Raw genomic sequence first — 13,304 nt, forward strand, 5'->3', positions numbered from 1 at the left:
CTTAGCCTGCACCAATAGCGAAACTGGCCAGTAGCGGGACTATGTTGTGATACAGCGCAATCCACTGTGGAAACGGATGACGGTGGCACTAACGTTGCCACAAATGCGGAGGTCAGGCATTAGACACGAATTTCCTAACGCCTGCCCGATCAAGGTGCACCATGGGGTCCTAGGGATTTTCCCTCGTAAACGGACATAAACGGCTAGATCCCATGCCCTGCTTACGTTTCCGGATGTGGGTACTTTTCCTGAACAGGCTTATAACCGTCGATTGAGCTCATTAATTCGTCCAGATCCGGCAATTTCCCACTCATTTGGAAGTTGTAGGTGCCTTTCAGGTTGATGTTGTACCAGGCAACTGGGGAGGCTTGATTTGACGATCTGGATTTTTTCATCATCCTTCTGATATTCAAAGCTAGTCAGCAACTGACTGAGTATGGCCGAGTTAAAGTAGATTATAGCGTTGGTAACCAGGCGAGCACATTCGTTCCACAGTTGGATCTCCTCATCCGAGCTGCCGCGGAACTGATCACCATTGACGTTGCTGATTGCACGACGCAGTTGGTGGTAAGCCTCGCCTCGATTGAGTGCTCGCTGAACGTAGTCGCGCAGACTGACGTCATCGATGTAGTTGAGTAAATAATTCGCTTTCACCATACGATTGTATTCCGTTAGTGCCCCGAGTAACGGGTGGCTGCTTTTGTAACCTGAGAGCTTTCTAACCAATGTCGCTTGCGTTGTTTTGCGTTCATAAAGTGAGATCATGATCCGTTGTATAGTATCCCAGTGAGCCGCGATGAGCTTGGTGTTGATGGGCTTTTTCAGACTCAATTGGATTTTCTTATCCTTGTCTTCTTTGACATCGAACATCTCATTGATGACACGACCCACCTGAGCATAGCGTGGAGCAAAGCTGTACCCAAAGAGATCTAGCAATGCGAAGTTGATGTGATTGACTCCGTGCGTATCGGTAGACAGTACGTCTGGCACGATCTCGGAACTATTGTTCATCAGTAGATCGAAGATGTAGTGGGACTCGTGCTCGTTAGCACCGATCACACGAGCATTGATGGCCGCATGATTGGCGATCAAGCTCATGGCCGACACGCCTTTTTGCGTGCCAAAGTATTTTGACGAGTAACGTGTTTTAAATGTCTCACGCCGGGATTCGAACTTCTGACCATCAGCACTGGCGTGGATAACATCTTCTTGGATATTGTAGTGCTTGAAGATCGGAAGCTTAGCCGTTGCGTTGTTGATGCGATCGTTGGCTGCGTTCAGTGTTTCTAACCTCAGATAGTTCGCCTGAATGGTGCTGAGCTGATCGTAAGTGCGATCGGATATTTGAGCGATACCATAAATGCCTTGGTTGGTCGCGTTGCCCACCAAGATAGCCAACAGGTCATACTCGTGTGCTCGGCTCTTCGACTGTGCACCCAGTACATGCTTAAAGTCATCAAGGAAGCCTGTGTCGCGATCGACCATTCGCAACACATCGGCAACGCCAGTCGTGGGTAGTTGCTGGAAGAACGGATTATTGACCAAGTACTTTTTGTTGGCCGTGGGTAAGCGCCAATGGCGCTTTCCTTTGGGGTTTCTCAGGATAATATTTCGGTTGTCATCGTGTTCTAGATAGTGACTCACTTCTTGTAATCTAACACCCAGGTTTTTGGCCATTTGGTCAATGAGTTTGTTGGGATTGGCGGCTAATTTAGGCAACTGGGTGCGCTCTAATAGCGCGTCTTTTTCTTCTGTCCATCGCTCACGATTGACTAGATCAGCCTCCAAAGCCCTGTATTTAAACACATTTGGCAGTGTGAGCTGGCCATTCAACCGATTGGGGATTTGCAAGTAAAGGAACCATTCGTACCGACCTTTATTCATCACGCCGCTCGAGTCTTGCATGAACGACAATTGCTTCTTGGTAGGCAAGCGGCTATCCATTGCGCCGATTGAGATTTCACCATCGGCGATAAGATCACGCTGCGCACGATGCAGTGTAGCTGCCAGGCGCTGTGTTTTTTTTCACCGCCTTCAAAGTGCAAGCACAGGAATAGATCACGAAGTAAGCCTTCTCGTAAGCTCACCCGGTGATCGAAGTACTGCCACGTGGCCTCTTCAACCGATCGCTTTTGATCATTCAAAAACAGGCAAACGGATTCCAGATCTTTCGCCGCTAGAAGTTTAAAAGCATGCTGCCGTAACGCCCCAAACGGTTGTTGTTGATCTACTCTGTCGTCGATAAAAAGACGCAACACTTGCGCCGCTTTACTGACGTTACTCGCAGCTCGTTGCCAGTCTTGATAAACAGATTCTCTCGCGTATATTTTGGCTTTCTGTTTTCTTTGAAAAAGATGATGAACAAAGCCATCGGCTATTCGTTCCAGTGCCTGTTGCCAACGCGATTGCAAATAGCACAACAAGTAGAGGCGTTGATAACCAACAGGTTGGCGTTTTAGTTTGGCACCATAGTAAGTCACTCTTTCAGCAAAGTACTGCTGATTCTTCAACGATATTGATAGCTGACTTAAAACCTCATCGACTTCTAGCATCCAAGATTGAATGTGCTGATGTACGGCGAGTTCTTTTTGCAACTCACTCCTTGTAATGTTCTTAGCCGCCATTCTTAACCGCCGTAGAGTCAGTGGGTCATTGCCTTCGACAAAGTCAGACAACATAGAAGTCAAGTCAACAGAGATGAGGTCTTCGAGTTGGCGAATGAGTTGATCGTTGGTAGCACTGACGACATCACTGATCAAGTCTTGCAAAACTGAGTACCCAGGAATGCTAATTTTTTGTGCCGCTAAGTATTCAATAGCCCTGTCAAACAACGCTCGCGGTTGAGCCCATGCTTGTGCGTGTTCGCGAAGGTCTATTGTCAGCGCGGCGCTGTGCCGTTCGTTCTCCCAGCGTTGATGGTTTGTTAATTCGTATATGCGATGATAGATACGCACACGAGTTTTTTGTAGTTAGATTGAAGGGACTCAGACCGGAACCGGGAAACACTTCTGAGCAGACATATTTAATATCATGCTTGATCTGGTGGTAGCCGGGACTCAAAGAAATGGGCTTCACTTTAAAGTAGCCGAGCAACACAACGAACATGCAGCGTTGATCACGCCTGCGAATCTTCTGGCACTGGGCCAATTCGATATCATTGAGTGTGAAGAAGAATCGTTGATCGTTTTGATTGAGTGCTGGCGGGCCGAACAAGTCAACAATTTCCGCTTCGGTGAGGATCTTGAGTCGTTTCTCTGTGGTCATAATCGTTACCTAAAGGCCACGATTCTAGCCAAATTACCCTAAAATGTTCGGAAATCGAAAAGTACCCCTCTCGGGAAACGTAGGCGGGGAAAGGGATCTAGCCGTTTATGTCCGTTTACGAGGGAAAATCCCTAGGACCCCACCTTCGGGACAATCCGCCATCGAACCAAGCGTTCCAAGGGCTGCCTATCGCGTGACGGCATGCTATACACATGATGTTCAAACCCGGCCTGTGTGCCGAGAAGAAGTGGAGACGATTACGGGGTTTCGATTACCTGGCGAAGGTGATAACCGGAATCAAATTTAACGAGGGTGTTGAGGTAGCAAGAGTCGATCAGGTCGCCGCTTGATTCAACTGGCTAAGCACCAGATTTGACTATAACTCGGATATTCTTGCCTCGAGCCAATCCACGGGTATTACTTTTACCACGGTACAAAAGTTTGTACTGCTGGGGGGGACTAGCCACACCATTCTCAGCAAACGGCGCAATATTGTGATGGCGAGTGATGAGGCTCACCGGAGTCAGTATGGTGATAAAGCCAAATTAAACCTTAAAATAAGTAATGGATTAGCAGGTTACCGAACTGATAAAGTTGGGTGATTGTTTATACCGCGAAGTTCAGATTGAGCAGGCAGTTATCATCTGGGAAATTGCGACTAATCCGGATCCCGCTAAGGACAATATAGCAAACAAGCATAGATCGAGCATTGAAGCTGTTAGGTAGGTTACAGGAGATCAGGGGACAGTGATTCCCTCTTTGGCCAGTATGGCGACGAGCCGGATCAGTGGTAGGCCAATCAGTGTATTCGGGTCATCTCCCTCCAAATATTCGAGTAGTGCGATTCCCAAGCCTTCCGATTTAAAACTTCCTGCGCAGTTATAAGGTTTTTCCGCATCAAGGTAGCGTTCTATCTGTTGTTGTTCGAGTACTCTAAAATGGACGTAAAAGGGTTCGCACAAGCTTTGGCGCTTTCCAGAGGCGCTGTTGTGCAGGCAGAGGCCGGTATAAAAAGTTACGTGTTTTCCAGATGCACGCTGCAATTGCTCAATAGCACTCTGACGATTTTCTGGCTTCCCAAGAATTTTTCCATCGATGCATGCCACTTGGTCGGAGCCGATTATCAGGCTGTCAGGGAAGTCTGTGGCAACCGCTAGCGCTTTCTCTTCAGCAAGCCGAGAGACAAGTGCCTGAGGAGACTCTTCCGGTTTTGCCGATTCATCGATATCAGGGGTGGCCGTTGAGAAAGGGAGTCCAAGCTTTTCGAGCAAGGCTTTGCGAAAGGGCGATGTAGAAGCTAGAACCAGCCTGATTTTTTCTGAATGGCTTTTCATCTATGCTGCTTTGTGAATTGATAAACGATTCAAAGTGTTAACAGAAACTGGTAAAAACAGCGCTGTTTTTTTTGGTCAGAATTCAGACAGTGAGTAAACCGGCTGTCACCTTATATCGTCTAAGCTGCTTTGGCCATCGAGAATCGGTACTACTTACTTCTTGCGCGGGATTGAAATACAAAAAACAGAGGCTGCCCTAGTTAATCAGCTAAATTTGTCTTTAACCCATTGATTCATCTGTTTTAACTGACTTTCTGGCATCACTGTTATTAAATCGCCATTCAAATTCCTTCAAAAAGGGATGAAAATGGTCTTCTGGTACCCCATTAAATTGACGCATATGCCGCTTTGCCTGGTTCCACATTCTCTATTCTGTTAATGCGGTTAGGCTTGTTTGCAAATAGCTTACTGTGGTTTATTCGATGGCGCTTAAATTCTGAGACATCAATACATTATAGCTTCTCCATGCGTCAGTATAGCAATAGTGTCGGGCTTTACACCTGTTGCCTAAATTATAAGCATTAACGTTCTGACTTTAGCATCTGGAACAATAACGGTAAATACCTTATTGTTGCGCTTTAGTAAGTCAAATACAGGAACTTTACCGACTGCGCCTTGACCTCCTTTTCCTTTGCGCCTACCACCAAAATAACTTTCGTCTGCTTCTATTTCTCCGTCCAGCAATTCCAAATGCTCACTGTAGTCATAGATAACCTGTCTAAGTCGATGAAAGCAATATCCCGTCATTGCTTCATTGGTGCCAACTAAAGAGGCGGCTGTTCGTGCTATTGTGCCCGCTATAAATAGCTCGATTAATCGACTTTGTTTGTACCTACTTAATCTGCTCTTTCCCACTTTGCTATCCTAAAATAATTTATTTATCTAGGATAGCCCCAACTTCAATTTTTTAGACCATCCTTAAGAGGGCCTCTGATCAATTGGTGAATCGGTGCCTGATGGCTGAAATCTCCCAGCTCTGCGTTGAAAATCTTGCCAATAGTCGGCTATTATCGCCTTTATACTGGAAGATTTTAACTCGTCATCCATCTGATTCAGAATTAATCAGAGGTTCCTTAGTGTTAATGCAATCCTCCCTGATAAAAGGCCCATCACAAATTAGAGTTCTCCGGTTAAACTAACCACAGACAGGAGAACGAAGATAAAGAAGAGCAGACATACCGAAAGCCAGATTATCCGTATTTTGAAGGAAGTAGAGGGCGGTAGGAAGGTGAAGGAGGTCTGCCGGGAATAGGGTATATCCGATGCCACCTACTACAACTGGAAGAGAAAATATGGTGGTAGGCATCAGATATCAAGCGTCTAAAAGAGCTTGAAAATGAGAACAGGCGTCTCAAGCAGATGTTCGCCAATTTAAGCCTGGAACATGCCGCACTTAAGGATGTCATTGAAAAAAAGCTCTAAAGCCAGCTGAGAAGCGCGAACTGGTTGATTATCTGCAAGACGAGCATGTTCTGACTCAACGTGCAGCCTGCAGGGTGATCAATATTAGTTGAAGCAGTTATAACTATATACAGAACGGGACCGGCCCGTTATAGATGCACTGCAACAGCTGGCGACGAAACAACCAACGTATGGATTTGGTTTGATGTTCGACACGCTCCGGCGTGAAGGAAAGCCCTGGAACCATAAGCGGGTATACTGCATATACAAGCTACTGAAGCTTAATTTCAGACGCAAGGGTAAAAAGTAGTTGCCTAACCGTAATCCTCAGCCGCTGGTTGTTCCGGAGGCAATGAATCAATTATGGTCAATGGATTTTATGAGTGATTCACTGATGACCGGAAGGCGTTTTAGAACATTCAACATTGTGATTATCTTTTTTGTGTCTGTCATGATTGATTCTTGTTATCAGTAAATGGTTGATCTGCTCTGGTCAAGTCGAACCGGACACATTCAATTGAGACAGTTCATAGTTAATCGGTGACAAACTACCATTGGCAGTGTGTAACCGATCTTTGTTGTAGTAGCGGATGTAATCCGCGACATCGTACTTCATGTGCTCTCGTGTAGGTTGAGACACTTTTAAAATCCAGTCATGCTTCAAGCTGCCAAAAAAACGTTCAACTACCGCATTGTCCCAACAAGCACCTACATCTCCCATCGACGAGCGTAGGCCATGATTTTCTAATAAATGTCGGTGCGACTTGCTCGTGTACTGTGATCCGCGATCACTGTGAAACACTAAACCCTTGTTAGGTTGGCGTAGGTTAACGGCTTTTATCAACGCTTTCTTCACCAGATTAGTCGTCATGCGTTTATCTATGGACCAGCCAACAATACGCCGTGAATATAAATCCATGACAATGGCTAAATAATCGATCCTGAAATATTTATAACGCAATGATTTATATAAAATAAGCGTCTAAATTTGATAAAATAAACGTCCGAGAAAGGGGTAAAAGCAGAGAAAAACTGGACGAAACAGAGGTGGATAATTGAGCAAACCCAAGACAGCCAATCCCAACCAGCAAAGTTTCCTGCACCAGAACTTACTGGATCAGCTGAACCCCAAGCATCCACTTTTGCTATTAGTCAGACAGATAGACTGGTCATATTTTGATGCTGAATTTGCCCCGCTTTATTCTCATCTTGGAAAGCCCTCAAAACCCATCCGCCTAATGGTGGATCTCTCGATACTCAAGCATCTGGAAGACCTCAGTGACGAGGTTCTGATTCAACGCTGGATACAAAATCCCTACTAAAGGAAGTAAAAATTCTCAAGCTTCCCACCCGATTTGCCACACATCCGAGGAATCGTAAAAAGGCACGTAAGGCCGTCAAGCGATTAAAGACCATCAGCGGCCGATTACTGCGTGAAATACAGCGTAAGATGACCGGAGAACAACAGAAATTCTATGCAGAAAAGTTCGCCCTGTACCAGCGCATGCTGAATCAGAAGCGTGCTGATAAAAACAAGTTGTACAGCCTACATGAACCTCATGTTTACTGTATGAGCAAAGGCAAGGCCCAGCAGCGTTATGAGTTTGGCACCAAGGCATCAATCACCACCACAAGGGACGCGGGCATTGTGATTGGTGCCCTGGCTTTTGAGAAGAATGTATTTGATGGTCACACCGTACCTGAGGTCTTGGCACAGGTGAAACGTCTCATCAATCGAGTACCCAAAGTGGGTATTGCTGATTGACCTTCCCCCCATCTTAATACCAAGACTTGGATGAGATAATTCATTCTAAGCGGCCCTATTCACAAAGGCCACAGGTGACAAATAATTTAATGCGCTATGAGGCCGCACGTGATTGTAGTGCTCTCGCCATTGATCAATTTCATGTCTAGCGTCATCAATGGACCTGAACCAATGCTGATTTAAGCATTCATTTCTGAATTTACCGTTTAAGCTTTCTACAAACGCATTCTGAGTAGGCTTACCTGGCTGAATAAAACCTAGCTTAACGCCACTTTCTTTTTGCCAGTAGAACATCGCCTTGCTAGTAAACTCAGTACCGTTGTCGCAGATTATTTGATCCGGAGCGCTCCTTAGCTCAATCACCTGAGTTAAAAAACGAGCGACCTGGTGACCATTGATCGAGAAGTCAGAGAGCTGGCCAATAACTTCTCTTGAGTAATCATCAATCACATTAAATACTCGAAAGCGGCGACCATTAGCCAACTGATCACTGACAAAATCCATTGACCAGCGTATATTTTTACCAATGGGCATAATCGTTGGCATTCTTGGTCGTATTATCTTCTTGCGTTTTTTAGTCCTCACTTGAAGACCTTCTTCGTTATAGACTCGGTAGGTCCGCTTCTTGTTTTTCACAAGCCCCTCTCCTCTCAGGAGGCCATGTAAAAACAAATAACCATAACTCGGATGCTTTTTTGCCAGCTCAAGTAACCGTTTGCGTAGAGGCTCATCTTTTCCCCATTGAGTAACGTACCGAAAAGCGGTTCTACTTAAGCCTACTAATAGGCAAGCTCTACGCTCACTTAATTTGAACCGCGACTTAAGGTAGCTCACGATTTGTTTTCTATCAGCAGGCTTTACCACTTTTTTGAGAGCACATCCTTCATCGCCTCAGCTTCAAGCATTTTCTCGGCAAGTAACTTCTTAAGCTTGTTATTTTCGCTTTCAAGCTCTTTGAGCCGTTTGGCTTCTGAGACATCCATCCCGGCGTATTTGCTTCGCCAGTTATAAAAGCACCCGGTTGAAATGCCGAACTGACGACAAATGTCATCAACTTTTACCCCTGACTCATGCTGCTTGATGGCACCAATAATTTGCTCTTCTCTGTAACGCTTCTTCTTCATCTTGAGATCTCCTAATACACAGACTAATTGGAAATCTCATCCTTGTCATGGCTCTATTTCTGGGGGAAAAGGTCAGGGCAAATCAAAGGTTAATGACACCCAGATAGTAACGCCAAAGGCTGCTAGGAAGAATACCTCAGGAGAAGCCATGGCATTAGCCAGAAAACGTTTCAGAAGACGAGCTGGCATTGAGCCTGTGGTCACTTAAAGAGTGACCACAGGCTAAAAAGGAACTTTCTTAAAGGCTTTGCCGGGGATCAGATTAACTTGCTTATGGCGGCGGCTGCCTTCAACTTCAGAAAATGGATGAGGGAGGTTCTTTTTGTGCTGAAAAATATCATGTCCATACTGTTGTTCCTGTTTGCAAAACAGAAACAACAGTATTATTAAGTGCCTGGAATGAATATTTCAGGATCGACTAAATACATCCACCCTTCGCCTGTTCTTAAGTAGGTAATATCACCGGCCAAAACATCATTGGCGGCGACCGGATTAAAGTTCTGATTCAATAAGTTATCCGCTACTGCATCGCTATGCTGACGGTTTGTCGTGACTCTATAGGCGGTACGCTGTGTGACGCGCAGCCCTAGCTTACGCATCACAGTTTTCGTTCGATAGCGGCCAATAGAGAAGCCTTCTTCGCGCAGTTTTTTCATTAGCTCTCTGGAGCCCAGACTTTGGCGGCTTGCTGCAAACAAGGCTTTAGCTCGGCGATAAAGCTGTAACTCTTCAGCGCTGATTAACAGGGCAGGCCGCTTAACCCACGCGTAGTAGCTTGATCGACTCAATCCAACCATTTGGCATAAGTGGTTAACCGGCAACTGGGCTGAGTGACACTGAATAAACTGATGCTTTATTTCATTTTCGATACGTAGGTGCTTATTCTCTCTGCGTAATCGGTGAAGCTCCGTCCGCTCATCGGCTGATAACGCACCGTCTTGTTTTGAGGCTTCAATCTTTGTTTTACAATCATAGAGTTGATTTGCTCGAATACCCAGTGTATTTAGCCGCCTCAGCGACCGAATAACCTTGATCTGTCACCAATCCAATCGCTTCTTCTTTAAAGGCTTGAAAGTTTTCCAGTAAGCCCAATGTTTTTAAACGATGATTACGGTCGGTAGCCAGGTCTTTTACGCCCATGGTTTTTCCACGCACATAAAACTCTAACCCCACCTCTTTTAAGGCAGTAAAAAAAGCCTCCTTGGTATCACACTGAACTAAAAATTCCCTGTAGTTTAGCTTTGAGTAAGTCACGCTCTGGTGTTTTTCCAGTACGGCGTTTTTGTTCTGCACCTTTATTCGATAGCTTTTCACCGGCTTCATTTGTTGATAACAACAGTTTGTTCCAGCTCAGAATAATTTTTTAATACCCGATATTCGAGTTCTTTCTTAATTTTGTCAAACTGTGATTTGGCAAGACGGATCTTTTTTGACTCCACACTCACATCGGAACTGATTAATAAATGGTAGCGAAGATGATCATCATGGTCATCGTGTAGGGTGCCAAACACGAGATTGTGCGTTGCTCAACGTTGGGCATATTGGTAGGCAATATCGCGCAATATTTCCTTTTATTTTTTATCATCCAGCTTTTCGGCTTTGGTGATGGAGAGAATTCCATGATAAAGATAGTTGCCATTTTTGCGCCTAGCGACATAGGCAGCATTGCTTAAAAATTCCTGCTCAATATCATCCTGTTTACGGCTGTAGGTATTCTGGTAAACATTGTACTGCTCGTCAGACTTATCAATATCTGACATGTACTCGATTAACTGGCCGAAGGAAGGCTTCTTACGAGACATGGATTTAATGATCATCGTCTCGTTGTCCCCCTTCTAAAATACGCCCCTCGGTATAGCTCTGAATCACATCATCCAATTGCTTGAGATATTGCAGTAAATTGTTTTCGTCACTCATGGTCATGTTACGCACGGTATTAGAGTAGTAAGCTATTTGATTACGTTGTTGGCAATATTGTGAATAGCAAATAGAAGGGTTTTGAGCTCGGTTTTAATCTCTTCAGGGATGCGGACTTGTTCTTCCAGTCCTGCCAGAGCGAGTTGTTTTTTGATATACGAGGTGACTTTTACATTTTCGGCTTTTGAGACACGAGAAAAAGCGCGGTATTCATCTTGATTGAATGTCAGATTGACGCGCTTGGCTTGGGATTTATACTGCTCCCTGTATTGCTGTTGGTATTCTCTCCTTTTTTCGTTCATAGCGGGTCATTAGGGTCTACTGAGGTTTGGATTGTAAGTCGGCAATGACTTTTTCTTGGGTCTGGATTAATTCACTGGCGATAAACTGCATAAAGGGATTAATGTCACCACTATCTGCTTGCTTTAGTGCATCCAAATACAAACGCTTTTTCTCCGTGCGGATCACTGCTGGGAAAAATCTTGTTTCATTAAAATGAGGTTCATTAAGATACGAGAACCACTCCCATTACCATCATCAAAGGCATGTATTCTGACAAGGTTGTAATGGATAAGGGCTGCAATAATAATTGGATGGTGTTGGTCAATATTTTCAGTGAGCCAATTCACTAACGCTTCCATTTGATCCGGCACCTGTAACGGCTCAACATACCAATGGATGGAACCATCCGCCTAAACTACATGATTAGGTTATTTTTTGTATTCGTCCGGATGGGCTTTCTTTTTGACACGTTGCCATTGCGGGCTCATGGCTTCGGCGTGGTTCTGCGCATCGGTAAAATCTTTTAATGGTTTACCTTCAACGGTTAAACCTTCCGTCAAGAAAAAGTGAGTTTCACCACGGCTGAGTGTACAACCTTCAATGGTGTTGGAGTTATATGTCCAATCGACCCTGAGTTTAGATACAATCGTTGGCCATAAATCAGGATTGACTTCTTTAGCTGCTTGAAGACGTTCATGCAACGTATCTTCCAGCACTAACAGGCTGTTCAGTTCTGGTGTATCGGGAACAGCATACAAACCAGCAGGCGCTTTGTCTGCGTTTTCCTGACTGGCAATATCTGCTTCTTTATCTTTTGGTGTGTTCATGGTTTTGTAATCATTTATTTAATTAGGCTTTTGTCACGATAGATAGGATTCAATCTTTTTGAAAAAATAGTAACCTTTATCTTTTGCTTCTTCGTTCTGGTCGGCTGACATGAATTGCAGATATTCAAACAAGGCATCTTTAACTTTCTGAGTAATGAATAGTTCAAAGGGTTTGCTATCACCGTCAGCAACACCGCGATATTCCCCTAGAATGCGGTAATACTCCTGCCTTTTATCCATCTCTGAATCAATAATCATGATGGGATAACCTTGTTGTAATAAGTACAAGTTCATCACTAAACGTGAGGTACGGCCATTACCATCAATAAATGGATGAATATTTACCAGTCGTTGGTGTAGGTGTGCTGCCATTTCAACCGGATGCATGGTATCTTTATTTTCGTTATAGAAAATAAAATAATCTTCCACCAACTTGTTCAATAAGTAAGCATCGGGAAACTCATGTTTTTTCCTGTCTGACTGCAAGATAAAAACAGGCTGCCTACGGTAGCTTCCAGCATCACGATCTCGAATACCTTTTAGAATCAGGTTATGAATATTGAGCAATATACGCTCAGTGAATTGGCTATCTCTACCATCACCCCCTTCAACAAAGTCACGGATGTAATGAATGGCATCCTGATGATTGATAGCCTCTAAATGGTCATTCAAGAGTTTTCCGCCGATGGTTAAACCCTTTTCGATGACATGTAGGGTCTCATCCAATGTAAGGGAATTACCCTCGATACGATTGGATTCATAGGTGTACCGAATATCCCATGCCTCCTGCATGTCCATGATCGTTTCAGGTGCAATGGGGCGAAAGCTGTCAAGGCAGTGTTTTAAATCGGTCAATTGACTATAGAGTGTTGGCAAGTCATCCGTTTCTGGCCACACTGTAGCCAAATCAAATTTGGCGTTGAGTTGATTGTTTTTTTCCATGATCGTATGAAGTAATGATTTAAAAGTTTCTTTGATACCAGAAAGCTCCTGTTGCTCCGCTGGAGCAACAGGAATTAAAGGATCGGTGTTATCTTTCTGGTTGACCATTAGCAGCTACTTGAAAGTTGATATAAACCCTATTTTTATTCAAAATCTGCCAATGTCAAACCTTTAGGGGGATTGAAGGGGGAATTTTTATTAAAATATCCCTCACGGGTTCCAAGGGCTGGCCTTTGGCAAGATGCAAGTTCATGCCAGTCTTCTGCCTGATTTTCACTGTGTGAAGACCCGGACAGCTTACGCTGTTCGTTACGAACTTGCAATCTTGCGCGCGCCCTGTACCAACCTGCCAGACCTGTTCGTGACGAACACCTTTGCATTCTACAGATTTCGTAAATTTTCACTGACCATTCCCCCAGAAATAGAGCCATGATAAGGATGAGATTTC

General features: G+C 44.5%; 12 protein-coding genes and 8 pseudogenes. 7 read left to right on the forward strand and 13 right to left on the reverse strand.

Annotated features, from left to right (window positions below):
* Positions 1 to 221 precede the first annotated feature (221 nt).
* Positions 222 to 3,264: pseudogene (locus tag MN084_RS09270) on the reverse strand (Tn3 family transposase).
* 135 nt (positions 3,265 to 3,399) lie between these two features.
* Here MN084_RS09270 and MN084_RS09275 point away from each other — a divergent pair.
* Together MN084_RS09275 and MN084_RS09280 are read left to right on the forward strand one after the other, a co-directional pair.
* A pseudogene (locus MN084_RS09275) lies at positions 3,400 to 3,614 on the forward strand (IS256 family transposase); the annotation flags it as partial.
* Between the two features lie 36 nt (positions 3,615 to 3,650).
* Positions 3,651 to 3,833: pseudogene (locus MN084_RS09280) on the forward strand (hypothetical protein); the annotation flags it as partial.
* 168 nt (positions 3,834 to 4,001) lie between these two features.
* On the opposite strand, the gene MN084_RS09285 reads toward MN084_RS09280, so the two are convergent.
* Positions 4,002 to 4,598, reverse strand: coding sequence for a Maf family protein (locus tag MN084_RS09285; protein ID WP_330177995.1), 597 nt, complete (start codon positions 4,596 to 4,598; stop codon positions 4,002 to 4,004).
* Between the two features lie 220 nt (positions 4,599 to 4,818).
* Positions 4,819 to 5,453: pseudogene (locus tag MN084_RS09290) on the reverse strand (IS1595 family transposase).
* A gap of 304 nt (positions 5,454 to 5,757) precedes the next feature.
* Here MN084_RS09290 and MN084_RS09295 point away from each other — a divergent pair.
* A pseudogene (locus MN084_RS09295) lies at positions 5,758 to 6,429 on the forward strand (transposase); the annotation flags it as partial.
* Between the two features lie 63 nt (positions 6,430 to 6,492).
* Here the strand turns inward: MN084_RS09295 and MN084_RS09300 are convergent.
* Positions 6,493 to 6,933 (reverse strand): annotated as a pseudogene (locus MN084_RS09300) (IS3 family transposase); the annotation flags it as partial.
* Between the two features lie 121 nt (positions 6,934 to 7,054).
* Here MN084_RS09300 and MN084_RS09305 point away from each other — a divergent pair.
* Together MN084_RS09305 and MN084_RS09310 are read left to right on the forward strand one after the other, a co-directional pair.
* The gene (locus MN084_RS09305; protein ID WP_330177996.1) at positions 7,055 to 7,321 is read left to right on the forward strand and encodes a hypothetical protein; all 267 of its coding nucleotides are present in this window, start codon (positions 7,055 to 7,057) and stop codon (positions 7,319 to 7,321) included.
* Between the two features lie 128 nt (positions 7,322 to 7,449).
* Positions 7,450 to 7,764 carry a hypothetical protein gene (locus tag MN084_RS09310; RefSeq protein ID WP_330177974.1) on the forward strand — a complete coding sequence of 105 codons (315 nt, stop codon included), beginning with the start codon at positions 7,450 to 7,452 and terminating at the stop codon, positions 7,762 to 7,764.
* Between the two features lie 45 nt (positions 7,765 to 7,809).
* On the opposite strand, the gene MN084_RS09315 is transcribed toward MN084_RS09310, so the two are convergent.
* Positions 7,810 to 8,888, reverse strand: a protein-coding gene (locus tag MN084_RS09315) for an IS3 family transposase (RefSeq protein WP_241085135.1) whose coding sequence is annotated in 2 segments (ribosomal slippage) — positions 7,810 to 8,636 and positions 8,636 to 8,888 — 1,080 coding nt in all. Because the reading frame shifts where the segments join, the coding sequence is not laid out codon by codon here.
* A gap of 1 nt (position 8,889) precedes the next feature.
* On the opposite strand from MN084_RS09315, the gene MN084_RS19610 reads away from it, so the two are divergent.
* A complete protein-coding gene (locus MN084_RS19610) occupies positions 8,890 to 9,096 on the forward strand; it encodes a hypothetical protein (protein WP_445083812.1) in 207 nt (68 codons plus the stop codon).
* Positions 9,087 to 9,278: pseudogene (locus MN084_RS09320) on the forward strand (hypothetical protein); the annotation flags it as partial. The gene MN084_RS19610 and the pseudogene MN084_RS09320, both read left to right, overlap by 10 nt.
* 29 nt (positions 9,279 to 9,307) lie before the next feature.
* On the opposite strand, the pseudogene MN084_RS09325 reads toward MN084_RS09320, so the two are convergent.
* From MN084_RS09325 to MN084_RS09360, 8 genes and pseudogenes are all read right to left on the reverse strand, one after another.
* Positions 9,308 to 9,640: pseudogene (locus MN084_RS09325) on the reverse strand (IS3 family transposase); the annotation flags it as partial.
* A 217-nt stretch (positions 9,641 to 9,857) separates the two neighbouring features.
* The gene (locus tag MN084_RS09330; protein WP_330177976.1) at positions 9,858 to 10,211 is read right to left on the reverse strand and encodes a hypothetical protein; all 354 of its coding nucleotides are present in this window, start codon (positions 10,209 to 10,211) and stop codon (positions 9,858 to 9,860) included.
* Between the two features lie 248 nt (positions 10,212 to 10,459).
* Positions 10,460 to 10,705 (reverse strand): hypothetical protein, encoded by a 246-nt coding sequence (locus tag MN084_RS09335; protein ID WP_330177977.1) that lies wholly within the window; start codon positions 10,703 to 10,705, stop codon positions 10,460 to 10,462.
* A 132-nt stretch (positions 10,706 to 10,837) separates the two neighbouring features.
* Positions 10,838 to 11,107: a hypothetical protein gene (locus MN084_RS09340; protein WP_330177978.1), complete on the reverse strand. Its 270-nt coding sequence runs from the start codon at positions 11,105 to 11,107 to the stop codon at positions 10,838 to 10,840.
* Positions 11,108 to 11,123: 16 nt separating this feature from the next.
* On the reverse strand, positions 11,124 to 11,273 hold the full coding sequence (locus MN084_RS09345; RefSeq protein WP_330177979.1) for a hypothetical protein: 150 nt from the start codon (positions 11,271 to 11,273) through the stop codon (positions 11,124 to 11,126).
* On the reverse strand, positions 11,270 to 11,458 hold the full coding sequence (locus MN084_RS09350; RefSeq protein ID WP_330177980.1) for a Fic family protein: 189 nt from the start codon (positions 11,456 to 11,458) through the stop codon (positions 11,270 to 11,272). The genes MN084_RS09345 and MN084_RS09350 overlap by 4 nt, the downstream gene beginning before the upstream one ends.
* 57 nt (positions 11,459 to 11,515) lie before the next feature.
* The gene (locus MN084_RS09355; RefSeq protein WP_330177981.1) at positions 11,516 to 11,914 is read right to left on the reverse strand and encodes a hypothetical protein; all 399 of its coding nucleotides are present in this window, start codon (positions 11,912 to 11,914) and stop codon (positions 11,516 to 11,518) included.
* A 33-nt stretch (positions 11,915 to 11,947) separates the two neighbouring features.
* Positions 11,948 to 12,964, reverse strand: coding sequence for a Fic family protein (locus tag MN084_RS09360; RefSeq protein ID WP_330177982.1), 1,017 nt, complete (start codon positions 12,962 to 12,964; stop codon positions 11,948 to 11,950).
* Positions 12,965 to 13,304: the final 340 nt, after the last annotated feature.

The organism is Candidatus Vondammii sp. HM_W22, from assembly GCF_022530855.2.
GTDB lineage: Bacteria > Pseudomonadota > Gammaproteobacteria > Chromatiales > Chromatiaceae > Vondammii.